A 22,835-nucleotide genomic window follows, 5' to 3' on the forward strand; every position below is an offset into this window, starting at 1 on the left:
CGCTGCATTTGCTGCGACAGGAGCTTTCATGGCCGGACGGACGCTGCTTCAATTCTTCCACTGGTATTATCCCGACGGCGGAGGGCTGTGGAGTGAAGTCGCGCAGAAGGCCACAAGTCTGAGGGATATGGGTGTGACCGACGTCTGGCTCCCGCCTGCTTACAAGGGCGCGGCGGGTGGCTATTCAGTGGGCTATGACAGCTATGACCTGTTCGATTTAGGCGAGTTCGATCAGAAGGGTTCGGTGGCCACCAAATATGGCGATCGCGCCGCTCTGGTGCAGGCGACGGGCGCACTGCGGGAGGCGGGCGTTCGTGTCATTCATGATGTGGTGTTGAACCACAAGATGGGCGCAGACGAGGCAGAACAAGTCTTTGTGCGCCGCGCCAATCCCGACAACCGCGACGAAGTAGAGGAGGAGGCGTTCGAAGCCCGCGCCTGGACCCGGTTCACCTTCCCCGGCCGACAGGGGCAATATTCGAAATTCATCTGGGACGCAAAATGCTTCACCGGCGTCGATCATATCGACGAGCCGACCGAAGATGGCGTATTCCGACTGGTCAATGAATATGGCGATGGCGAGTGGAATAGCGAGGTCGATAGCGAGAAGGGCAATTTCGATTATCTGATGGGATCGGACGTCGAGTTTCGAAATAACGCTGTTTATGAAGAGCTGAAATATTGGGGGCGCTGGCTGGCGGAACAACTGCCGTGCGACGGTTTTCGCCTGGACGCAGCCAAGCATATCCCCGCCTGGTTCTTCCGCGACTGGGTCGGCCATATGCGCGAAAGCGTGAATAGCGAGCTTTTCGTCGTCGCCGAATATTGGCATCCCGACATGGAGGCGCTTCAGGCCTATCTTGATCTGGTGGATCAGCAACTGATGCTGTTCGACGTCGGCTTGCTACATCGCTTTCATGACGCGGCGCGGGCCGGTGTCGATTTCGATTTGCGCACCCTATTCGATGGAACGCTGGTTGCGGCATCGCCCCACCATGCCGTGACGATCGTGGGCAATCATGATACGCAACCGCTCCAGGATCTTGAATCTCCCGTCGAAGACTGGTTCAAGCCGCTCGCCTATGCATTGATCCTGATCCGCGAACAGGGCGTGCCATGCATCTTCTATCCTGATCTCTATGGCGCGAAATATAGTGATGCGGGCGGGGATGGCGAAACGCATGAGATAGAGATCATGCCGGTTCCCTGCTTGCCAAAGCTGATCGAGGCCCGGCAGCGCTTTGCCAACGGGCCGCAGACCGACTTGTTTGACGACCCAGATTGCCTTGGGGTTATCAGGCATGGCACAGCGGGGCAGGCCGGGTGCATTCTTCTTGTCAGCAATGGTGCAGAGACGACCAAGTTCGTTGAGCTAGGGCCAGAACATGCCGGGGTAAGCTTTTGCGACTTTCTGGGTCATTGCCAGGAGGACATAACCGCCGATGATGCGGGCAAGGCGGCGCTGCGCGTCAATGCCGGTTCCGTGAGCCTATGGGTACGGGCTGATAGTTTGGTTTAGGTCGACGGGGTTTCAGGATCGAGGCGGTCGCGCAGTCAATATTCGTCGCTCCATCGAGCCGCAATCCACTGGCGTGAACGGGTCTTCACTATCCATATCGCGCTTCTTTGTGAGGCCCAGCGCACCGCCGAGCGATTTGCCAACCGCCTTGATGATGGAACCCGCGCCCATCTTGCTGCCGGGAGGATCGCCGGCGGCGCTCAGGGTCGGCGCTGAAAAGTTACCACCCACCCTGATCGGATCGACAAGGCGAAAGCCGCTCGGATCGCGCAATGCAGCCCCGATCGCCTTGCCCAGATCGTGCCCCAGCACGGCGCCCAGCGTGCGTTTTACCTGACCGTCACGCGCCACCAACCCGGCACGCCCTTCGGTCCTGCCAAGCGCTTCCCGAATTGTATCGCCCGTGCCTGACAGCGTTGCGCGGCCGCGCAGAGTGCCGGTCACGCCTGGCGTCCCGATCAATTTTTCGAGGCGCCCGTCGGTAAAGAGCAGATCCATGGCAAAATATGGTTTCGGGATGCCGCCGCGCTGATCGATTCCGACGGTGCCGTTCATCCGTCCGCTCGACATGTTCGCACGGATATCATCGAGTTCGAGCAATTTTCCAGTGAGCCGGATCGTGCCAGCCAGAGACTGGAACACCGAATCCGTCAGCAACAGCCGATCTGCTTAGATCCGGATGACGCCATCGGTCGGACCCACCTTTGCAAGGTGGATGCGGGTGCCGGGCAGGACGCGCGGTCCGATCCGGGCTTCGATCGCCCTGACTTTGGCTTTGCGTTGTGCGTCGGAAAGATCGTCGAAATCGAAGGCGCTGAAATTATGGGGATCGGCCTATACGACCTGTCATATGCTCGACGACATCAACTATCTCCTTCATCTCCAAGAACCCATCGATGGCTCAAGAGTTCTCCCTGCGATGAACGGACGGTCGCATCCTGCGGTCGGCTAGACCTAAAGGATAATCGATGCCGCTCAAGGCTCTGGCGCTCAATTGTACCCTCAAGGCGGATGTCAGGGAGGAAAGCTCGACCGACGCCATGATCGCCGTTCTGGCAAAAGCGTTCGAAGAAAAGGGCGTGATGCTAAGTGAAACCGTGCGGGTCGCCGCGCTCGACATCAAGTCTGGCGTGACGTCCGATGAAGGCAATGGCGACGCATGGCCGGCGCTGCGGAAAAAGATAGTTGCCCACGATATCCTGATCTTGGGCGGTCCGATTTGGATGGGTCAGATCAGCAGCGTCGCCAAGCGCGTGCTGGAGCGGATGGACGCCTTTTTGTCCGAGACTGACGATCAGGGCCGTATGCCCAGCTATGGCAAAGTCGCGGTCGCGGCCATCGTGGGCAATGAGGATGGTGCGCATTTCTCATCTGCCCAGCTCTTTCAGGCGCTGAACGACGTTGGCTGGACCATTCCGGCGGTCGCCGCCTGCTATTGGGTCGGCGAAGCTATGGGATCGACCGATTTTAAGGATCTGGAGGAGACGCCGGAAATGGTGACGAAGACCGCGAAGATGGTCGCGAGCAATGCCGCGCATCTGGCAGGGCTGCTGCAGTCCAGTCCCTATCCGGGTTGAGCTGCATGGCTGGTTTATCGGGCAGGATTGGCGAAAATATAGTCCTCTACGGCGCTCTGTTCGCCAATGTCGGGATTGCCATCGCCAAATTCGTGGCGGCAGCAGTCAGCGGCTCATCCTCGATGCTGACCGAAGGCGTGCATTCCCTGGTGGACAGCGGCAATCAGGTGCTCCTTCTCTACGGGCAGGCCAAGGCTAAGCGTAGGCCGGATGCCGCCCACCCGTTCGGCTATGGACGTGAACTCTATTTCTGGGCCTTCGTGGTTGCGATCCTCATCTTCGCGGTGGGGGCTGGCGTATCGATCTATGAAGGCTGGCTGCACATCGCCGAGCCAGAGCCGCTCCGCGATCCGACGATCAATTATGTGGTGCTGGGCGTCGCTGTGCTTCTGGAAGGCACGAGCTGGGCCATCGCGGTACGCGACTTCAATGGAAAGCGTGGTGCGAGCAGCTGGTGGCAGTCGATCCGCCGCTCGAAGGATCCGGCAGGGTTTATCGTCCTGTTCGAGGACAGCGCGGCTCTCGTCGGTCTTGGCATTGCGGGCGTCGGCGTATGGGCCAGCCATCATTATGCCGATCCTCGCATCGATGGTGTTGCGTCGATCGCGATTGGCCTCATCCTGGCTGGTGTCGCGGTCCTGCTCGCGCGCGAAGCGAAGGGCCTGCTGATCGGCGAGAGCGCGGAGCCGGCTATCGTCGCGGCTGTGTGGGCAATCCTCGACCAGCGGCCCCAGATCAGCGCGGTCAACCATGTCCGCACCATCCATACGGCCCCTGATGCCGTGTTTGTGGCGATCAGCGCTGATTTCGTCGATAACCTGCTGATGGGTGAGGCTGAAAACCTGATCGAGGATATTGAGCGCGAGATGAAGGCCAGCGTGCCTCAGTTGACTTCCATCTATATCCGGCCGGAAAAGCAGTCGGATGCGATCCGTCAGCCGCCGCCGATCTAACTTTGATCGTCCCTCTGGGTCGGCGGGATGAAGCTTACCTGGGCCAGCCGCCAGGCCCGATCCTTGCTGTCGGGCCAATAGTCTCGGGGATGGCGGCATTGTGACGGCGGATGGGTATCATGCACCTCGGCCCGGATCAGCCGACCTGTCTCACGCAGCCGGACGGTCGCATCCGGAAATTCTGCCTGCAACCGATCATGGACATTCTGTGCGTCCTCCGACAGGTCCGTGCTGGACAGCGCCCGCGGCGCGCCGTCGACCAGTTCGGCGGTGGAGGAACGTAGCGCCTTGATGCCGTCATTGAGCACATCGACAGATATGATCGCCGCCGCGACTGAATCCGCCCACCACCAGCCAAGGCCAAGGCCGATGATCCCGGCCAGCCCCGCCGCACCGGTCAGCCAGTTGGCCTTGTTCATGAGGGCGTCGGTATGGAGCAGCTTATCGTTGAGCTGTTCAGCGAGCGGCAGTTCCTTACGCCCGATGAAGAGGGGAGGGATCAGCGAATAGATTTGCGCGGCGAGCATCAGCCAGCCGAGCCACAGATCGTGCCCCAGAATGACAATAGAGCCGACGGTGGCATGCTCCTGTGAGCCGAGCGCCATCAACGCATTATAGAGCAGCAGCGCGCCGACGGCCGTCAGCGCGACCGCCGCGACGAAGAAACCAAGCCCGTTGACCCGCTCGAAGCCGAAGGGAAAGCGGCGCGAGCGATGGCTGTGACGTTCCATATGCGCGGCGATCAGGAACATGATCGGCGGGACGAGGCCCAGCGTATCCTCGATCCAGGCGGTCTTCATCGTCTCGCTTTGGCCCAGCACCAGCCCCATGGTGACGATGATGGTGAGCGTCCAGAAGATGTTCCAATATTCAAGGCGGACCGCTTTGGCCATCGTGTCGCGCAGTTCCTGCGGAAGGCTGGTTTCGCTCATTGGTTGCGTGCCTCCTGCGATATCGCTCGGCTGGCGCGCTCGACGGTCATGATCCACCGGTTCTCACCATTGCGCATCGCGGCTTTCAATTCGATCTGCGCGTCTCCTATGTCACTTGTCGAAAGGGCAGGAGCAAAAGCCACGTCGGTTGCCCAGGGGCTATCGGCCGTGAAGCGGCCGATGACCAGATCAAGGGAGCCATCGTCGAGCTGCTGGAATAAGGACTCACCCGATCCGCTGCGCCATCGAGCATGCGCATTGGTGCGCCGCTCGATTTCCGCGACAAGCCTGCCGACCTGCGGCGCGGACGAGATGGCGGGGTCTGCAAGCGCGACGGTGAAGGTGCGACTATGCTCGATCCGTGTCGATGTACCGGCCGGGTCGCGCGGCAGCATTTCACATGCGCTAAGCAGCAGTAGTGCAAAGGAGGCTAGCCGCATCATTTCGCGGCCCCCCTCTGACACAGGCTGCTCATGACAGCTATTCCCTGTCGCACAGTAGGATGTGGATCGGCGGGATGCCTCCAGTCCGCCTCCCTCGACGGTAACATAAGGGTTTCACTGAGGCCGGAGTGCGCCATGAAATCTTTCAGGATCGTTGCTCGCGAACAACGCGCGAAACGCCAAAAGAGCCAAGTGGCAGAACCCCGACATCTTCAGATGCCGGTAGTCGATCGCATTCGCGTGATAGAAGCCGCGGCTTGCGTCTGGATCGCCGGCAGATCGACCCGGATCAAATGGCCATCGCGCTTGTGCACCACGCCGTCGATCAGGACGAGCGACACATTATCGGGTTGCGCAGAATGGGTAAGTAACGAGGGTAGATCGGCGGCGGGCATCATGTTCAAGGCGTCTATCTGAACTGCGATGACATCGGCGCGCATGCCCCGCGCCAGCGCACCGACCCGTGACCCCAGAGCAAGGCTTCTGGCACCATCTATCGTGCCCCAGCGCAGCGCCGTCATGTCCTCCATCAACAGCTGATTGCGCGAGACCCCGCGCGCCAAATCCGTCGACAGACGCATCACGGAAAACATGTCGGCCTGTCCTGCCAGCACCATATTATCGACGGAGAGACCCATCAGCAATCCGGCTGCGATCATATCCGGGATGGGCGGCACACCATAGCCGACTTCCAGTTCGGTCCAGGGGCTGATTGACACGGGTGATGCGGCCAATGCCACACGGTCCATATCTGCGCGCGATGCAGCTGTGAGGTGGACGAGCTGTACGTCGGGGCCGAGCCCGTCTCGGGCCGCGAGCGCCGCGATGCCGCCGCCCGCTGCTGCCTTTGGATCGGATGCCATATGAGTGGAGATCGGCAAGCCCAGACGCCGCGCCGCATCCCACTCCGCCTGCCAGATCCCGGCGTTGGAACGATCCGGGCCACGCGCGCAGATCCCGATGGAGACGAGATCCGATGGCGGCCGTCGTGCGATCGCGGACAGATGGTCGAGGTCCATCGGCTGGCCCTTGCCCGCATCTTGGGCGTAGCCATAGGCAAACCGACCGCGAACGCCGGACCGGACCATGGCTGCAATTTCGGCTTCCGCGTGGGCGGGACTGCGTACATTATGCGCCCAGTTGTGGACGGTAGTGATGCCGCTGCTTACCGCTTCGGCGAGCGCCAGATCGACACCGATCGCTACGTCCGCTGGTGTGAAATGCGGTGCTATTGCTGCCATGGTCGGCATGAAGCCGCCTTTAGCGCTGCGCCACAGCCCCCGCGCCGCCGTGTTCCACATATGCCAGTGGGTATCGACAAAACCGGGCATCAGGACATGCCCTGACAGGTCGATGACGTCTGCTTCGCTGACGGGCAGGTTCGGACCGATCGCCTCGATCCGGCCGTCGGAGATGAGCAGGTCCGTTTTCGGGCGCGGCGGCCCGGTCATCGTCAGCAGGTGATCCGCGCCGCGCAGCAACAAGCGGCGCGGAGGTGCCGCTCGCGCTGCTATCGTCATTGCTAATGGCGCGGTCGCCAGCAGGGCGCTTGCCTGCCGGCGGTTCATGATGGTCGGCAATGGCGATCCTTTTCGGTCGGGTAATTTCACGGTTCAGCGAAAGCGGCAGCGATCGCGTCGATTTGATCCGGTGGAATGCGTCGCGCGATGACCGCCATGCCATTGGGAGGTTTGCGCGCGTCGATTACGGCTGGATCGCCCTGCCAATGGCGCAAACGTGCAGCAAGATAGCTGCTTCGTTGACCAGATAGTACAGGCGCGTCCTTGCCCGGCGCATGGCAACTGCCGCAGGCTGGCAACTGGCGGGCAGGATCGCCATTCGCAATGATGGGCAAGGTCGGCATCGGCCGCTGTTCCAGCCCTGGCATCGCTGCGAAATGTGCTGCCAGCCTCTTCATCTCCTCCTGAGTGAGTGTGGCTGCGGCCACCTGCATCGGCGCGCTCTTACGTGTCCCGGCCGCATAGTCGCGCAAGGCCGCAAGGAGCGAGGCTGGCTTTTGCCCACCCAGCAATGGAATATCGCTCTGCCCACGCCCGCGCCCGTCGCTGCCGTGACAGGAAGCGCATGCAGACAGCGTGCCGGGGCGCGTGCCCGGAAGGTCGGCTGGCACGGCTTCCTGCGTCAGTGCGCGATATTGCTCTGATGTCATCCCGGGCAAGCGCCGCACGAAACCGACCATCCGCCAGACCTCGTCATCGCGATCCTCCACCGGCCAGGCCGGCATGGCGGTAAATTTGACGCCGTGGCGGATGATCCAGAAGAGTTGGCGATCACTCCATTCTTTTGCGGTGACCGACAGGTCGGGGGCTGGGGGTGTCGATGCCTGCATGACCGGGGAGGGCTTCACGCCCGGAGCCCCATGGCAGACCTGGCAAGCCTGCCGAAAATGACCAGCTGCGCTGACGAGATCGCGCTCGGGCGCCTTGCCTTCGGGTGTCTGAAATGTGGAATAGGTCCGCACCGAATTGCGCATTACCCAATGGAGGAACCAGTCGGTTACCTTCCAGTGGCCCGAAGACGCTGACACCTGGATCACGCCAGACCAGGCGAACAACATCCCCGCCGCAAACAGTAAGGAGACAGCGATGATCGCGCGCTTCCAGGTGATGCGAAGGGTCATGCCGGTGCGTCCTCCCTCGTCCTGAGTAGTCCGGCCAGCAGGACCAGCCCGCCGATCATGTAGCTGGCGCCACCGATGACGAGCATGACCACGCCGCCAAGCTGCTGGTCGGCAAGGGCATCGAGGCCGAAATTTGTGTCATGATGGAGGTAGAGCGGGCGAGGGGCGAGACCGATCAGCGCGCCCAGCAGGGTCATGTGCATGGAGGTGAGAAGCAGCGCGCCAATGCCGACTATCTGCTGCGGCGCATGAAGGACCGATGACCAGAGGAGCAGGCCGGCCATGAGGAAGCAGGCTTGTTCGATCGCCATCACCAACCATGATCCATGGACGGCGGCGCGCAGGTCCGGCAGGTGCCACAGCCAGACCGTCGCGAGTTCGACCAGCATCATCGCCATGGGAGAGACCATGCGTGGCCAGCGCGTTGCCGGATTGAACCGCGCCCCCGATATGCCGTGGGCGATCAGCGGCGCGGCGATGGCGACGGTCGTCATATGGCCGACCATATGACCGGTCATGCCCATGTCGCTGGCGATCCAGCTCAATGGCAGCAGCACAAGACCGGCAATAAGGCTCGCGCGCTTCACAGGCAGTCTCGCAGGTAAATGACAGGCAGAGTGGTGAAGATCACGCCCACGAAGCTGAGCCCCGCCAGCAATAGCGTGGATTTTGCCAGAAAGCGCAGCCGGTCAATGTCGGTCGAATCCTCATGTGGCGCACTGCCGCCGGGCATGCGGCCCTGGTTCCACGCAATCCAGCCGGACAGGGCGATCAGGATAAGGGCGAGGATAGTGCCGACGACGAACAACGTTGGGAAGGTCGCAAATTCACCGACCTTGGCGCAGGATATGGAAGCCCAGAGATAGGAGAAGAGGAAATGCCCCGCCCAGATGGTCGGCGGGACGATCAGTGTCCAGAGCGTGACCTTCAGCCGCTCGGACCAGTGGGGGCGGCGATCGCTCATGACAGCACCGGGAACAAGCCGATGGTTGCGTAGGCGACGACCGCCGTCAGTGCGAAGAAATGCATGTAAACTGTGACGTTGCGAATGTCCGCATCATGCTGCGGGTCCATCCTGCCAGCGATGCTGCGGGCGAGGGCATAGCTCTGCATGATCGCGGCGACACCGGAATGGGCCACCGTCCAGATGGCGAGTGTCCAGACGATTGCGGGATAACTGTGGCTTTCCGGGTCCATACCATGCATCCATGGTCCGGCCAGGCCTGCACCGATGCCTGCGAGGCTGGCCGCTATGCCCAGCACCAGCAGCAGACGCGCAATCCCGACGCCGCACCGCGCATGGATGTCCCGCGCGGCCATGGTGGCGAGCCAGCTTGCCACGCTAAGCGCCAGCGCAACCATGGGCCAGAATATTCCCGGCCCGTCGGCCATGGCCATGGGCGGGAAATCTACGTGGCGGGTCCAGAAGAAATAATAGCCGAAGACGAGACCGGAAAAGGCGGTCGCGTCGGCCATCATGGTGATGAACATCGCCCACCATCCGGGCGCTGCGGGGCCGGACATGTAGAGCGGCAGTTTGATCCCATGGCCGATCGGCTTGCATGGTTTTTCCGGGATTTCGGCTGTCCCGATCCATAGCCACCAAATAGTGCAAGCGAGCGTCGCCAAGGCGCAGGCGAGCGCCGCCCAATAAAGATGATAGGTGGTGAGAATGAACACGCCGCCCAGCGCGACGGCGGTGAGGATCGGGATGACGCTGGGCGTGCCGAGGCGGATCACCGCCAGCGGACGGGCGTCGAGCACGGTCGTCACGATTGTTTCGCGCCGCCCTTCCTCCGCATCGGGCAGGAAGTAGCGTCCTTCGTCGACCTTCTGCACGAAATCCTTCTGGTCCCAGATCGGATAGCGGCTCTCGATCAGCGGGACGGAGCGTATGCCCCAATCCTCGTCATCGGGATGCGCCAGCCATTCGAGCGTTCCCGCGCCCCAGGGGTTGCGCTGCGCCTTGGACCGGCGCGGCGAGAGGGCGAGATCGACGCAGATCACTGCCACCCCCGCGGCGAACAGCCACGCGCCAAGAGTCGAGGCCATGTTGAGCCCGCCAAGCCCCAGTTCAGCCGGATAGGTGAAGACCCGGCGCGGCATACCCATGAGCCCCGAAAAATGCATCGGGAAGAAAGTGAGGTTTGCGCCGACGAACAGCATCCAGAAGGCGATGCGGCCGAGCCGGTCGGACAGCTTCTTGCCGGTAATCAGCGGCCAGTAATAATAGAGGCCCGCGAACAGAGGCAGCAGGGTGCCGCCGATTAGCACGTAGTGAAGATGGGCGACGATGAAATAGGTGTCATGCGCCTGCCAGTCGAAGGGCGCGACGGCGACCATAACGCCGGTCAGGCCACCAATGACGAAGATGGCAAGGCTGCCCGTCGCATAGAGCAAAGGCGTCGACCAGGTGACGCGACCTGCCCACAAGGTCGCAATGAAAGCGAAAATCTGTACCGCCGTTGGGATCGCCACAGCTTCGGACGCAGCGGAAAAGAAGGCGAGGCTGATCTTGGGCAAGCCCGTCGTAAACATGTGGTGGACCCACAGGCCAAAGGACAGGAAGGCCGTGCCCACCGCCGCCAGCACGATCCAGGGATAGCCCAGCAGATGCCGGTTGGAGAAGGTCGGCACCAGCATCGCGAACAGGGCGATGGAGGGCAGGAAGACGATATAGACTTCCGGGTGGCCGAATATCCAGAACAGATGCTGCCACAGCAACGGATCGCCACCCCGGGTCGCGTCGAAGAAGGGCCAGTTCAGCAGCCTTTCCATCTCGAACAATATGTCGCCCGCGATCAGCGGTGGGAAGGCGAACAGGATCATCACCGCCACGACCAATATGTACCAGGCATAGAGCGGCATGAGGTTGAGCCGCATTCCTGGCGGCCGGCATTTGAGCACGCCCACGATCAGCTCGACGGCCGCTGCCACCGACGAGACTTCGATGAAGGACAGGCCCAGCATCCAGATGTCGGCGCCGAGCCCCGACAGGTCCGTCCGCGTGGTGAGCGGCGGATACATGAACCATCCGCCATCGGGCGCGGCGTTGAAAAAGATGGAGCCGCCGACGAACACCCCGCCGAGCAGGAAGGACCAGTAGCCAAAGGCTGAAAGGCGCGGGAAGGGCAGATCACGCGCGCCCAGCAACTGCGGCAACAGGATGATCGACACGGCCTCGAACATCGGCACGGCGAATAGGAACATCATCATCGAGCCGTGCAGCGTGAAGAGCTGGTTGAACGTCCCTGCGCTCACCAGATCATTGTCGGGCACGGCCAGTTGCGTGCGCATGATGAGCGCCAATACGCCAGCGAACAGCATGAAGGCGAAGGCCGTCAGCACATACCAGACGCCGACCCGGTTGTTGTTGCAGTCGGTCCAGCGCAGGAACAACCCCTTGGGTGGCGCCCAGACGGCTCGCAGCCTTTCTTCCTGTGCGGCGCGGAGCGCGGGATCGTCCTGATCGTGCAGGCTCATTTCATGCCCTTCAGATAATGAGCGATAGCGCTGGCATCCTCTTGGCTGAGCTGCGGATAAGCGGGCATGCGCACGCCGGGCTTGGCCTGCTGCGGCGTGCGGATGAAGGCGGCTATATTGTCGATGGTTGGCGGCAATATACCAGCGCCCAGCGTCAGCCGCTCGCCAAAGCGGCTGAGGTCGGGACCGATGGTGCCGGCATGGGGCGTGCCACGGATCGTGTGGCAAGCGCCGCATCCCTGCGCGTCGAACAGGGCGCGGCCAGGCGTAGCGATGGCAGGCTGCGGGACGACGGCGCGGGCATCGGCCAGCCATGTGTCGAAGGGGGCCGGTTCCATCGCGATCACGTCGAACGCCATCAGCGCATGACTGAGGCCGCAAAATTCCGCGCATACGCCACGATAGCGTCCCGCCTTCTCCGCCTTCACCACCAGCCGATTGGTGCGGCCTGGGATCATGTCCATCTTGCCGGCAAGGCCGGGTATCCAGAAGCTGTGGATTACGTCTTTGGCCGTCAGTTCGAATACGACCGTCCGGCCGACGGGTACGCGAATTTCGTTGGCCGAAGACAATGGTGGTGCATTATTGGACGGCCGATAGGCAACCCGCCACCAGAATTGCTCGCCTTCCACCCGGATGAGCAGATCGCCCGGATCGGCCGGGCGGGGACGCATGGCAGGCAAAGCGTAAAGCAGGAGCGCAGTCAGAATGAGCGTCGGCCCGATTGCCCCGACCCAGAGGATCATGCGCATGCCCTGTTCATGGCTGAGACTATGCTCGGACGCACGGACGGCCCGAGCATAGAGGGCGACGGTAATTGCCAGGATGAGGATCGCGCCTGACGTCAGAATGATCGCGATATGCCGTATTGCGCGCGCATCGGCACCAAATACTGCCAGCGTCGATTGCTCCGCATTACAGCCGGTCAGAGCAGCGACCAGCATGGTCAGAAGCAGCATCCGCGCCATTTGATGTGATAATCCCCTGTCGCTTCCCTGCGTTATATTCTCTCCCAACCCGTCAATTGTCGGGAGGTTCAAACATTTCTGCGGCGCAACAAACGGGCAATCGAAAATGGCGGCGACATGGGCGCCGGAACCGATACCCTATCGAAATGTTCTTCCTCTCGAATAGGTTTGAAGGGGATCATATGTCGGACACCATCGCATTGCAGGCTGAGCCTGCCCGTCTTTCCGATGTCGCCTTCAAGGCAGAATTGACTAGGGTTATCCCGCAGTTACGCGCCTTCGCCCGCAGCCTTTGTGGAAACCACGATCTCGCTGACGACCTTGTCCAGGAAACGATGATGAAGACCTGGGCTGCTCGGCAACGCTATGTCGCGGGCACGAATTTCCGTGCTTGGACGTTCACGATCCTGCGCAATCATTATTTCAGCCTGACACGTCGCCGCCGCTTCACCGGTGAGTGGGATGACCTGGTGGCAGACCGTGTTCTGGCCGCGCCCGCTTCGCAGGATATCAGCATTGAACTGCGTGATCTCATGCGTGCGCTTATGCAATTGCCGGAGCCGCAGCGCGAAGCGTTGATCCTCGTCGGGGCCGGTGGAATCTCCTACGAAGAAACCGCTGAAATCACGGGGGTCGCCATCGGCACGGTCAAGAGCCGCGTGGCCCGAGCGCGCACGGCGTTGGACGCCTTGATGAACGGTGGGGTTCTCGAAACCGCGCGCGGCGATTTTGACAATGAAGAAGATGCCGTTGTCAGCATCTTTGCCTATCTCGACAGGATCCAGACCCGTCAGTCAACGCGACCTGATGTGTCAGGGCTGCTGGCACTGGCCGCTTGAGCGGATGATGACGCGGAGCAAGGTTCGACCCGGCCCTGCTTCTCGATTTCGTCAGGGCCATAGCCAATGACATCCGATCAAGCTCAGCCACTGGCGGACGATCCCAGCGTACCGGATGACGCGCTGTCGCCCAATGAAGCGCAGGAGGTCCGGCGGCGCCAGGCCAGCTCGCACATGGTGGTGCATGAGGCTGTGCGGCTCCAGGGCGAGGAGGAACTGGCGAGGCCGGTCGTCGCGTTGATGCTCTCCGGCCTCGCGGCCGGTCTCGCCATCACGATATCGCTGCTGGCTGAACTCTATCTTCGCATGCGACTGCCCGACGAGCGCTGGGCAGAGCTGGTCTATCTGCTGGGCTATCCCGTCGGCTATGTGATCGTCATCATGGGGCGGCTACAGCTTTTTACCGAGAGTACGGTAACTGTCGTGCTCCCCGTGGCCGCACGGCCCAGCATTGCCGGGCTGGCGCGGCTTGCAAGACTATGGTCTGTCGTATTGACCGCAAACCTGATCGGTGTGTTGGTCGTGGTCGCGCTGATGGCGGGAGAGATCATCATCACGCACGAGCAAAGGCTCATCGCGATCGATATCCTGCAAAAGCTACCCGCGCAGGAGGGCTTCAAGACGCTGACTCTTGGTATCCCGGCGGGCTTTTTGATGGCATCCATCGCCTGGCTCCTGCCCAATGCAAAAGGCAGTGAATTCTGGGTCATCTCTTTATTGACCTATGTCATAGCGCTTGGCGGCTTCAGTCATGTCGTGACCGGCTTTTCGCAGACTGCCTTTCTCTGGCTGAACGGTTCCATGACCGTTGCGGACATGCTGCTCGACTTTCTTTTCCCGGCGCTTGCCGGGAACATCATCGGAGGCACCGGTCTCTTCGCAGTGTTGGCGCATGGCCAGATGCGGGGTGATAGCGAGGCAGCGGACGAGAGAAACTAACGAATTCTCATTCCTGAAAAATCACCTGCGTTGAAGTACTGGTCATCTGCGCCAGGCGCGCTGCATCCCAATTGCTCAGGCGAATGCAGCCGTGACTTTGCGAGCGTCCGATCCGGGATGGTTCGGGCGTACCATGAATGCCATAATGGGGCTTGTCGAGGTCGATCCAGACAACGCCGACGGGATTGTTGGGACCAGGCTGCAACACGGCTTTCCCGTCACTGTCGGCGGCATCCCAGAACAGGTCCGGATTATAATGATAGGTCGGCAGGAAGGCGATCGCCTCGATGGCCCATTGGCCGATCGGCAGGGGGTCATGGTCGCTTCCGGTCGTCGCGGGAAATTGCGCGACGAGACGGTCCTGAGCGTCAAAAACCTTGAGCAGGCTTTCGGACTTGTCGACGATGATCTTCGCGGCCTGGGGTTGCCGCGCGCTGATGTTGAGCGTTGCGAGCGTGTCGCGCCATTGAGGCGACAGGCTGTTGTCATAGGCCCGATCGGCCGGGATCAGGCTTGGCAGTCGCAGTTCCATACGGGCCTGCGGCGACTTGAGTGCAGGATTGAGCGCGAGCAGAACTTGCGGCGTCGTATGGAAGCGCTCGGCAAGCCGCTCCATGATATCGCGATACCCCAGATGGGGCAGAGCGGCCTGGTCGACGATCTTTGCAGGAATGTCGGGCGTGAAGTCTGCTGCGAGGGCATCATCCTTTAGCACCATGGTCATGAGCGCAGGGGCATTATCCTTGTCTAGGGCGGCCTGCGTTGCATCACCAAGCTCGCCCGATTGTGTCAGGCCTTGCGCCGCCTGATAGCCCTTCACCGCCGCCGTGAAGAAGCGTCCCTTATGCCCGTCGATGATTCCGGGACCAAAGCCTGCCCGGTCCAACTGGACCTGAACGCGAAATATGGTTGGATCGATGTTAGTCTCTCTGAAAGCGGTGGCCGACGCTGCGGCCGGGTTCGATACCTGTGCGCTAGCTATAGTCTGCATAAGGCCAGCGGTGGCCAAAATCAGACAGTGCCATGGAACCCATCTTTTCATTCTAAAAATGCGCCCTATCTCTCAGTGAGATAAGTAACGCGAGGGTGCGGCTTTATCTCCCTGACACGATTTCGGGACGAACGACTTACATGTTGATGGATAGACGGGCGGTGCTGCTGGGCGCCGTCGCTTGTGGTGCAGCGCAGCTTTTTCCTGCTACCACATGGGCCGCTCTGCCGGAGCGACGCCTGCTGTTTCGCAATGCGCACAATGGGGAGAAGGTCGATGTCTGCTATTTTTCGGGCGGACGGCTGCGGGCTTCGGGGATTGCGGAACTCAATCATTTCCTGCGCGACTGGCGCACCGGGGAAGTGACCCGCATGGACACCGAACTGTTCGATACGCTGGTGCAACTGCATGCGGCGACCGGTGCGGACAAGCGGGCTTATTTCACGCTTATCTCCGGCTATCGCTCACCGAAAACCAACGCGCGGCTGCATCGCGGCAGTCATGGTGTTGCCTCGAAGAGCCAGCATATGCGGGGCAAGGCAGTCGACATCCAGCTTCGCAATGTCCGTCTTGCCAACCTTCAGAAGGCGGCACTGTCCCTGAAGGCGGGAGGCGTTGGCTATTATCCGGATGACGGGTTCGTCCATGTCGATACCGGGCCAGTCCGCCGCTGGAACGGCAGCTAGGCCAGGCGTCAGGGGCCGATATTGGCCCTTGATCCGCGCAGACGTGCACCGCTGCCGGCCGTGAAGCCGAGCGCAACTGAGCCCCTGTCGTTCCAGCCATAAGGATCGGCACGAACTACCGGTTCGCCCTGGTCGTCGAATAGAACGGTCTGGTAGAGCAGGCGAACCGGTATCTCGCGGGGCAGGGGGACGAAGCTTTCCTTCCCCGTCGCACGGGCCTCGTTCCACTGATCCGTGATGCCCGCGTCCTGCGCCAGCATTGCGGCAAAGCCCTCTGCATCCTCGACCCCCACGCAGCCATGGCTGTGCTAGCGCTGCACCTCTGCGAACAGTTTCTTGGCCGGCGTGTCGTGCAGATAGATTTGATGCTCATTCTTCATGTCGAACTTGACGAGGCCGTTCTGTTCTGGGTCGTGACGATGTCGCAGGCGACGAGGGGGAAGGACAGGGCAAGGATCGAACCAGCAATCAGAAATCAGCGCAGCATCATATCCCTTTCACATCAGGCAAGATCAACGCGCCAAAGCGCTTTGCGCTCCGTCATGCTGCGCGATCAGGGCGATTTGGGAACCAGGATCAAAGTTCTGCCTTCGACGCGCCAGGAGGCGAGTTGCGAAAGGAAGTTCATGCCCAATATATCGACTGGACCGAGCGCCGGGGAGATCACCGTCTTGAGGTTGCGGGCCTGTATCGAGCCAACGGTGAGGCGGTCTATTGAGCCAGTTTCAGCCCGCACTGCGCCATTGGCGGTCTGAAGAATGACCGGCACCAAGCTGGTTCCCTTCACGACATTCGCTTGGGCCGCGGTCTCCTCGGATATGGCCGAGATGGTCGCGCCGCTGTCGATCAGCATGCGGCGCTGGACTCCATTGATCGACACCCGTGCCCAGAAATGGCCATCGGGGCTCATGGCGATGCGCACATCTTTGCCGGTCACGCGTTGGTCGTCGAGGCCGAGTTGTGCCCTGATCCGGGAGAGCGTCGGATCGAACGGCGCCTGCTGGAACAGAAAGAAGAGACAGAGCGCCAGCAAACCGATCGAGAACAAAGTGCGCAAGATGCGGCCGATGAAAGGAATGTTGAAGAGAATGATGAGAACGACGGCAGCGGCCACGGCGTAGATTGCCATTTGCTGCCATTGAGGGTTGGCGCTGATCTCGACTGGCCCGCGCCAGCGCAGGGTTGCGATCATCGGGCAGGCTTGGCCTGGGCGGGCGCGACCCGCCAGACCGTGTTTGACAGGTCATCTGCGACGATAAGGGTTCCGCGCGACGGATCATAGGTCACCCCGACCGGGCGGCCGCGTGCGTGCCCATCCTTGATGAAGCCGGTCAGGAAATCGACTGGCTTGCCCGCTGGGTGACCATTGGCGAACGGCACCCAGACGACCTTATAGCCCGACAGATCCTGCCTGTTCCAGCTGCCATGTTGCCCGACGAAAGCGCCCTGCGTGAAGGACGGACCAAGGCCGGCGCCGGTGACGAAGCTGAGGCCGAGGGCGGCAACATGGGAACCCAGAGCATAGTCTGGGCGGATCGCCTTTTCGACCATCTTCGGGTTCTGGGGATGGACGCGCGGATCGATATTGTTGCCCCAATAGCTATGGGGCCAGCCGTAGAAGGCGCCGGGGCGCACGGATGTCAGATAGTCCGGCACGAGCTGCGGCCCAAGCTCATCCCGCTCGTTCACGACCGACCAGAGCGTCTGCGTCTGCGGATTGATGGCAAGCGCAGTAGGATTGCGGATGCCGCTGGCATAGGTGCGATGAGCGCCGGTCACGCGGTCGATTTCCCAGATGACGGCGCGATCCTCTTCGACCGCCATCCCGCGCTCGCCCACATTGCTGTTCGAGCCAATGCCGACATAGAGTTTGGTGCCGTCCGCGCTGGCCGTCAGCGACTTGGTCCAGTGATGGTTGAGGCGGGACGGCAGCTTGGTAATTTTCTGGCCGGGCGTCGCGATCCGTGTTGTGCCGTCGCGATAGGGGAAACGCAGCAGGGTATCCTGATTGGCGACGTAGAGGCTGCCGTCCACGAAGGCGAGGCCATAGGGCGCGTTGAGGCCGTCGATGAAGGTGGTGCGCATCTCCGCCTTGCCATCGCCATCGGCATCGCGCAGCAGCGTGATGCGATTGCCACCCTTTACCGGCGTCTTGCCCATGCTCTTGATATAGCCTGCAATCACATCCTTGGGGCGCATGACCGGGGCGCTGCCGCCTGACCCTTCTGCCACCAATATGTCGCCATTGGGCAGGACAAGCATCTGGCGCGGTACCTTGAGGCCGGTCGCCAGTGCGGTCACGGTGAAGCCCTGTGGCGCGGTCGGGCTTTCGCCGTCCCAGCCCTCGGGCGTCGCGATCCTGATCGGCGGCACAAGCGTCTGGCGCTGCCCCGGAAGGTCGGGATTGGCGCCGGTCTGGTCAAGCCCGGGCTGGCTGCTGCCACATCCTTCTAGCGCGAGTATGATAAGGGCTGCGCAAAGGCTGCGCGTCGGCGCGATGCTCATCGGGCAATCTCCCGAACGGTGCGATGAGCGACCCAACTGGCCGCCAGGGCAAGGGCCGCGCTGATGATCGACAGGATGAGACCGGTAACGCCAACCGAACTCCAGGCGTCCTGACTATGCTGGAACGCGTTCACCATACCCACAATCCACATGGTCGCGATCAGCCCCGCGTAGATCAACGATGGCTGCCGATGCGCCCGGCGGCGGGCGACCATCGCCAGAATGATGCTCCAGATCAGCACCAGAGCGCCACCCAGTAGGGCGCCCACGATCAACCAGGAGGAGAAATTGGTCCACTGGATTTCAGCGGTTTGAAGATAGGCGATGTCGGTCAATAGCGCGAGCGTGAATAGCGCCACGGGAAAAGCGAGGAGCAGCCCATGCAAGGGATGCAAAAAGGGCCTGAAGCCCACAGGTATATTGGGCAAGGATGCTCTCCTGCTCGAATGGGAATAAGGAAGAATGCGCCGCCTGCTCAAATGGTTGCGGCAATGACGCCGCGCCTAGCGGTCCCGGCCATAATCCCATAGGCGGCGGCGCTCGCTTGGGGTCGTAGCATCATGGTGCCCGCCTGACGCTCGGCGGTTCATCTCGCCCAGAACGGCCTGATCAAGGGGGGACTTGTGGTCGGCCTCGGCTATCAGCAGGAAAGCCTCGACCAAATCCTGATCGCCCCATGCCTTGATGTTGCGCTGATCGGTTTCATGTCCGGGCATGCGTGATCCTCCAGATGCCGGCACTGTTGCGGCTTGTACGGCAGAACCATGCGCGCAGGCCTGTGTTCCCACTGTTTGATGCAGATCAGCACGCTTTTCCCGCGCGGAACAGAGCATCCCTAAGGCGGTTCTGATCAGAGAGGAGAATGATGATGCACAAGGAAAAGGAAGATGGTGAAGTTGTAACGCACATGTCTACGACAGAAGCGCGCAGCGGTTCGCCAACCCGAATGACGCGAAACATATTGGTGATCAGCCTGATCCTGGTGGCGATCCTGCTGTTCATTGCCGTCGGCTTCGGGTTTTTTGAGACAGGCCAGACAGGCGCTGACAATATCAATGCTGACAATACAGCCGCCGGATCTGTGAATTGAAGCGATCATGTAATTGCTTTGGCCCGGGTGGGTATCTACCCTTGAGCCGTGACAGCGATCGAACATATCGGACAGCCACAGGCGCGACGCATCGCCCTTGGCGCGCAAGGGTTCGGGCAAAAGAGGCCCGGCGTAGCCGGGCGCCATCATCTGCGGCAGTTATTGGGCAGGCTACATCTTCACCAGATCGATAGCGTCAATGTTCTCAGTCGAGCCCATTATCTCCCCGCCTTTTCGCGGCTGGGATGTTATGATCGCACGGCATTGGACGCCCTCGCCTGGGGCAAGCCGCGTGAAAGGAAGCTGTTCGAATATTGGGCGCACGAGGCGTCGCTTTTGCCGTTCGAATTCCAACCGCTGCTTCGTTGGCGCATGGCGAAGGCCGATCGTGGGGAGACCGGCTGGACAGGCATGCGGGTCTACGCGACCGAGCGGCGAAATGAAGCGATGGCGCTCCTCGATCGGATAAGGATCGAGGGGCATATGGCGGTGTCGGATTTCGAATCGCATAAGGGCCAGACGGGATGGTGGGAGTGGAGCGACACCAAACGTGCGCTCGAATGGCTGTTCTGGGCAGGGCATATCACCACGGCCAGCCGGCGCGGCAACTTCGAGCGGGTCTACGACCTGACAGAGCGGGTAATCCCGGCGGACATCCTGAACCAGCCGACACCGTCGGACTTTGATGCGCATCGCGCCTTGATCCAATGCGCAGCGCAGGCGCACGGCATCGCGACCGGCGGTGAACTGCGGGACTATTTTCGCCAGTCGCCGCGCGATGCCATGCCCGCGATCCATTCGCTTGCCGAAGACGGAATATTGGTGCCGGTCCATGTGCCCGGCTGGCGTCATGCCTGGCTGCATAGGGACGCGCGGCGTCCCCGCCGCATCGACGCGCAGACGCTTCTCGTGCCCTTCGACCCGCTGATCTGGGAACGAGACCGCACGGAGCGACTGTTCGGGTTTCGCTACCGGATCGAAATCTATGTCCCTGCCGAAAAGCGGGAATATGGCTATTATGTCCTGCCCTTCCTGCTGGGAGACAGCTTGGTCGCGCGCGTCGATCTCAAGGCCGATCGCAAGGCTGGCCGACTGATCGTACAGTCTATGCACTTCGAACCGGGGGCACCATCCGACAGCCGTGACGCTCTGAATGAAGAATTGGCGCGAATGGCCCAATGGCTAGGTCTGAGCGATTGGGCGATGGCGCCATTATCACAGGCGAACCTCTAAATCCGGTCAGTGTCATCTCCTGCAGTAATGGCGGAATGGACTTCCCATCTCCCAACCCATGGAGGACTTGATGCCGATCAGCGAAATTGCGAGCCTATGCGTGTCTGGCGGATATCCTTGCCGACGGGAGATCATCGCTTGACCAGTCTCCCTGAGGCGATCGGATATATCGGACTGCTCGATGACGAGGACATTGAGCTGGATAGCGCTGCGTTGGCGCTCAGTTCGCTCGATCATGAAGGCCAGAATCTTGAACCCTATCTGGAACAGCTGCGCCAGATCAGCGCCGCGGTTGAGGCTGCTTGCAAACAGCGCGTCGCGGCAGATCTGGCGTCCGGGGAAGGGCAGGGGGCGTTGCTCGCAGAGGTGATCGGCAAACAATTGGGTTTCGTCGGCGATCGCGACAGCTATGACGCGCCGCTCAATGCCGATATGATCCGGGTTCTCGATCGACGCCGCGGTTTGCCGGTCAGCCTCTCCATTCTGTATGTCGCGGCTGCGCGACGTATGGGCTGGCGCGCGGAGGCGCTCAATACACCCAGCCATGTGTTAGTGAGCATAGGCCCGAAAGACGCGCCAGCCCTGATCGATCCCTTCAATGGCGGTCAACTTGTCAGGCCCGAGCAGTTGCTTGCCTTGCTGGAACGGGTTTCGGGTGCAGGAGGCTGGCCAAGTGAAGCGCATGTCACCCCTATGCCCAACCGCATGACGCTTGTGCGCCTGCTCCTCAATCAGGCCAGCCGCGCAGAGCAAGCGGGCGATACGCTCCGCGCCAAGGCGCTGTACGAGCGTATGACGGTGATGGCGCCGGACCATGACGCGGGCTGGTGGGAGTTGGCCCGTCTTCAACTTGTCCATCGCGAAGTTGACAAGGCGCGAGCCAGCCTGGGGGCGATGCTGGAAGTCACCAGAGATGCAGAGCGTCGGGCTCATATCCATGCCGCGCTCGCCCGCCTGACGACTGGCGATTGATCGGCTGGGTGTGCCGATGCAGCCCGGCCATGATCGGCCCGAGGGCCAGAAACAGCGTCGATGAAAAGTTAGGGCTTTGTTGGCGGGAACTGCAACGCTTGCCGCAGGTTATTGAAGCTGTCGGACCGATCATCTTGCCCCCCGCTCGATCCGTCCGGCTCCCATAGAGGCCCCGCCATCCCCCCCGGCGGGGCCTCATTCTTTTGGGCGATGCGGCCATCATGGAAATGCCGATCGATCCGGCATGCTGAACGATGCGCCTGGGCAGACGATGATCGCGGTCAGTGGGCGTAGATCATCTTGCGGGTCATGCCGCCATCGACGGCTATCTGCTGTCCCGTAATGAATTTCGCCCCGTCCGAGGCGAGGAACAGAACGGTCGCGGCGATGTCTCCGGGCTCACCGACGCGCCCGGCCGGATGTTGCTCCCTGTCAATATCGCGGTGCTCCACAGTCTCTCTGGTCTCAGCTTTCGCCCATGGCCTTGTCTCGATCCATCCGGGCAGGATCGCATTGACCCGAATGTTGGGGCCAAGGCTGATCGCCAACGCATGGGTCAAGGCGCAGATCGCACCCTTTGCAGCGGCATAGGCTTCCGTATGGGGCTCCGACTGCAATGCGCGGGTCGATGCCATCATGATGATCGCGCCCTTGCGCAGGCGCAGCATGGGTACAGCACTGCGGACCATCAGGAAGGCGCCGGTGACATGACTGTCCTGCCATGACTGCCATTTCTTGAGATCTAGCTGTTCGATCGGTCCGCTCAATGGATTAGCGATACCGGCGTTGGACACCAGTAAATCAATCCCGTCCTTTTCGCCGCTACCCTTCTGCCATGTTGCGATTTTCTGGAATGCTTTTTCAACATCCTTCTCGCTGGCGACATCGGCCCGGATCACGATGAGATTGGGAGAAGGCATCTCCATGGTCAGGTCGCGAACGGCCTCTGCATCCCGGTCGATGACAGCCACGCGCCAGCTTTGCGCTAGCAGGGCCTGCGCGACACCTTTTCCGATGCCCTGCGCCCCTCCGGTGACAATCGCTGTTTTCAAGGACATTCCTTC

The 22,835-nt window shown here is 61.3% G+C and carries 25 protein-coding genes; 9 read left to right on the forward strand and 16 right to left on the reverse strand.

Annotated elements, in window-relative coordinates:
• Positions 1–28: 28 nt before the first annotated feature.
• On the forward strand, positions 29–1,519 hold the full coding sequence (amyA, locus tag ACNHGR_RS02975; RefSeq protein ID WP_475284054.1) for an alpha-amylase: 1,491 nt from the start codon (positions 29–31) through the stop codon (positions 1,517–1,519).
• A gap of 12 nt (positions 1,520–1,531) precedes the next feature.
• On the opposite strand, the gene ACNHGR_RS02980 is transcribed toward amyA, so the two are convergent.
• Positions 1,532–2,176 (reverse strand): hypothetical protein, encoded by a 645-nt coding sequence (locus ACNHGR_RS02980; RefSeq protein ID WP_475284055.1) that lies wholly within the window; start codon positions 2,174–2,176, stop codon positions 1,532–1,534.
• Between the two features lie 311 nt (positions 2,177–2,487).
• Here ACNHGR_RS02980 and ACNHGR_RS02985 point away from each other — a divergent pair, with 311 nt between their 5' ends.
• Both ACNHGR_RS02985 and ACNHGR_RS02990 read left to right on the forward strand, forming a co-directional pair.
• Positions 2,488–3,096, forward strand: a complete 609-nt coding sequence (locus tag ACNHGR_RS02985; protein ID WP_475284056.1) for a flavodoxin family protein — start codon at positions 2,488–2,490, stop codon at positions 3,094–3,096.
• A 5-nt stretch (positions 3,097–3,101) separates the two neighbouring features.
• Positions 3,102–4,049, forward strand: coding sequence for a cation diffusion facilitator family transporter (locus tag ACNHGR_RS02990; RefSeq protein ID WP_475284057.1), 948 nt, complete (start codon positions 3,102–3,104; stop codon positions 4,047–4,049).
• On the opposite strand, the gene ACNHGR_RS02995 is transcribed toward ACNHGR_RS02990, so the two are convergent.
• The 8 genes from ACNHGR_RS02995 to coxB form a co-directional block, all read right to left on the reverse strand.
• On the reverse strand, positions 4,046–4,981 hold the full coding sequence (locus ACNHGR_RS02995) for a cation efflux transmembrane domain-containing protein (RefSeq protein WP_475284058.1): 936 nt from the start codon (positions 4,979–4,981) through the stop codon (positions 4,046–4,048). The genes ACNHGR_RS02990 and ACNHGR_RS02995 overlap by 4 nt on opposite strands.
• On the reverse strand, positions 4,978–5,424 hold the full coding sequence (locus tag ACNHGR_RS03000; RefSeq protein ID WP_475284059.1) for a hypothetical protein: 447 nt from the start codon (positions 5,422–5,424) through the stop codon (positions 4,978–4,980). Before ACNHGR_RS03000 ends, ACNHGR_RS02995 begins: the two co-directional genes overlap by 4 nt.
• Before the next feature lie 212 nt (positions 5,425–5,636).
• Complete coding sequence (locus ACNHGR_RS03005) at positions 5,637–7,004, reverse strand: amidohydrolase family protein (RefSeq protein ID WP_475284060.1); 1,368 nt, start codon at positions 7,002–7,004, stop codon at positions 5,637–5,639.
• Positions 7,005–7,030: 26 nt separating this feature from the next.
• Positions 7,031–8,065 carry a c-type cytochrome gene (locus ACNHGR_RS03010; protein ID WP_475284061.1) on the reverse strand — a complete coding sequence of 345 codons (1,035 nt, stop codon included), beginning with the start codon at positions 8,063–8,065 and terminating at the stop codon, positions 7,031–7,033.
• Positions 8,062–8,652 (reverse strand): cytochrome c oxidase assembly protein, encoded by a 591-nt coding sequence (locus ACNHGR_RS03015; protein ID WP_475284062.1) that lies wholly within the window; start codon positions 8,650–8,652, stop codon positions 8,062–8,064. The genes ACNHGR_RS03010 and ACNHGR_RS03015 overlap by 4 nt, the downstream gene beginning before the upstream one ends.
• Positions 8,649–9,029, reverse strand: coding sequence for a hypothetical protein (locus ACNHGR_RS03020; protein ID WP_475284063.1), 381 nt, complete (start codon positions 9,027–9,029; stop codon positions 8,649–8,651). Before ACNHGR_RS03020 ends, ACNHGR_RS03015 begins: the two co-directional genes overlap by 4 nt.
• Positions 9,026–11,548, reverse strand: a complete 2,523-nt coding sequence (gene ctaD, locus ACNHGR_RS03025) for a cytochrome c oxidase subunit I (protein WP_475284064.1) — start codon at positions 11,546–11,548, stop codon at positions 9,026–9,028. The genes ACNHGR_RS03020 and ctaD overlap by 4 nt, the downstream gene beginning before the upstream one ends.
• Positions 11,545–12,516 carry a cytochrome c oxidase subunit II gene (gene coxB / locus ACNHGR_RS03030; RefSeq protein ID WP_475284065.1) on the reverse strand — a complete coding sequence of 324 codons (972 nt, stop codon included), beginning with the start codon at positions 12,514–12,516 and terminating at the stop codon, positions 11,545–11,547. Before coxB ends, ctaD begins: the two co-directional genes overlap by 4 nt.
• Before the next feature lie 182 nt (positions 12,517–12,698).
• On the opposite strand from coxB, the gene ACNHGR_RS03035 reads away from it, so the two are divergent.
• Both ACNHGR_RS03035 and ACNHGR_RS03040 read left to right on the forward strand, forming a co-directional pair.
• Positions 12,699–13,355 carry a sigma-70 family RNA polymerase sigma factor gene (locus ACNHGR_RS03035; protein ID WP_184264369.1) on the forward strand — a complete coding sequence of 219 codons (657 nt, stop codon included), beginning with the start codon at positions 12,699–12,701 and terminating at the stop codon, positions 13,353–13,355.
• Between the two features lie 174 nt (positions 13,356–13,529).
• Positions 13,530–14,294 (forward strand): formate/nitrite transporter family protein, encoded by a 765-nt coding sequence (locus ACNHGR_RS03040; protein ID WP_475284066.1) that lies wholly within the window; start codon positions 13,530–13,532, stop codon positions 14,292–14,294.
• A 7-nt stretch (positions 14,295–14,301) separates the two neighbouring features.
• Here the strand turns inward: ACNHGR_RS03040 and ACNHGR_RS03045 are convergent, their stop codons facing one another.
• Entirely contained in the window at positions 14,302–15,336 is a 1,035-nt protein-coding gene (locus ACNHGR_RS03045) for a L,D-transpeptidase family protein (protein ID WP_475284067.1), read from the reverse strand.
• Positions 15,337–15,425: 89 nt separating this feature from the next.
• On the opposite strand from ACNHGR_RS03045, the gene mepK reads away from it, so the two are divergent.
• Complete coding sequence (gene mepK / locus ACNHGR_RS03050; protein WP_475284068.1) at positions 15,426–15,971, forward strand: peptidoglycan L,D-endopeptidase MepK; 546 nt, start codon at positions 15,426–15,428, stop codon at positions 15,969–15,971.
• Between the two features lie 8 nt (positions 15,972–15,979).
• Here the strand turns inward: mepK and ACNHGR_RS03055 are convergent, their stop codons facing one another.
• The 5 genes from ACNHGR_RS03055 to ACNHGR_RS03075 form a co-directional block, all read right to left on the reverse strand.
• Positions 15,980–16,264, reverse strand: coding sequence for a hypothetical protein (locus tag ACNHGR_RS03055; protein WP_475284069.1), 285 nt, complete (start codon positions 16,262–16,264; stop codon positions 15,980–15,982).
• A gap of 260 nt (positions 16,265–16,524) precedes the next feature.
• Positions 16,525–17,163, reverse strand: coding sequence for a retropepsin-like aspartic protease family protein (locus ACNHGR_RS03060; protein ID WP_475284070.1), 639 nt, complete (start codon positions 17,161–17,163; stop codon positions 16,525–16,527).
• Entirely contained in the window at positions 17,160–18,476 is a 1,317-nt protein-coding gene (locus tag ACNHGR_RS03065; RefSeq protein WP_475284071.1) for a PQQ-dependent sugar dehydrogenase, read from the reverse strand. The genes ACNHGR_RS03060 and ACNHGR_RS03065 overlap by 4 nt, the downstream gene beginning before the upstream one ends.
• Entirely contained in the window at positions 18,473–18,889 is a 417-nt protein-coding gene (locus ACNHGR_RS03070) for a DUF2231 domain-containing protein (RefSeq protein ID WP_184271668.1), read from the reverse strand. The genes ACNHGR_RS03065 and ACNHGR_RS03070 overlap by 4 nt, the downstream gene beginning before the upstream one ends.
• A gap of 90 nt (positions 18,890–18,979) precedes the next feature.
• Positions 18,980–19,192, reverse strand: coding sequence for a hypothetical protein (locus ACNHGR_RS03075; protein ID WP_475284072.1), 213 nt, complete (start codon positions 19,190–19,192; stop codon positions 18,980–18,982).
• A 152-nt stretch (positions 19,193–19,344) separates the two neighbouring features.
• Between ACNHGR_RS03075 and ACNHGR_RS03080 the strand changes: the two genes are divergently transcribed.
• The 3 genes from ACNHGR_RS03080 to ACNHGR_RS03090 all read left to right on the forward strand — a co-directional run bounded on the left by ACNHGR_RS03080 (position 19,345) and on the right by ACNHGR_RS03090 (position 21,771).
• Entirely contained in the window at positions 19,345–19,566 is a 222-nt protein-coding gene (locus tag ACNHGR_RS03080; protein WP_475284073.1) for a hypothetical protein, read from the forward strand.
• 48 nt (positions 19,567–19,614) lie between these two features.
• Complete coding sequence (locus tag ACNHGR_RS03085; RefSeq protein WP_475284074.1) at positions 19,615–20,799, forward strand: winged helix-turn-helix domain-containing protein; 1,185 nt, start codon at positions 19,615–19,617, stop codon at positions 20,797–20,799.
• A gap of 138 nt (positions 20,800–20,937) precedes the next feature.
• Positions 20,938–21,771 (forward strand): SirB1 family protein, encoded by an 834-nt coding sequence (locus ACNHGR_RS03090; protein WP_475284075.1) that lies wholly within the window; start codon positions 20,938–20,940, stop codon positions 21,769–21,771.
• Between the two features lie 281 nt (positions 21,772–22,052).
• Here ACNHGR_RS03090 and ACNHGR_RS03095 read toward each other — a convergent pair whose 3' ends face one another.
• Positions 22,053–22,829, reverse strand: coding sequence for an SDR family oxidoreductase (locus ACNHGR_RS03095; RefSeq protein ID WP_475284076.1), 777 nt, complete (start codon positions 22,827–22,829; stop codon positions 22,053–22,055).
• Between the last annotated feature and the right edge of the window lie 6 nt (positions 22,830–22,835).

The organism is Sphingobium sp. RS1 (assembly GCF_056156825.1).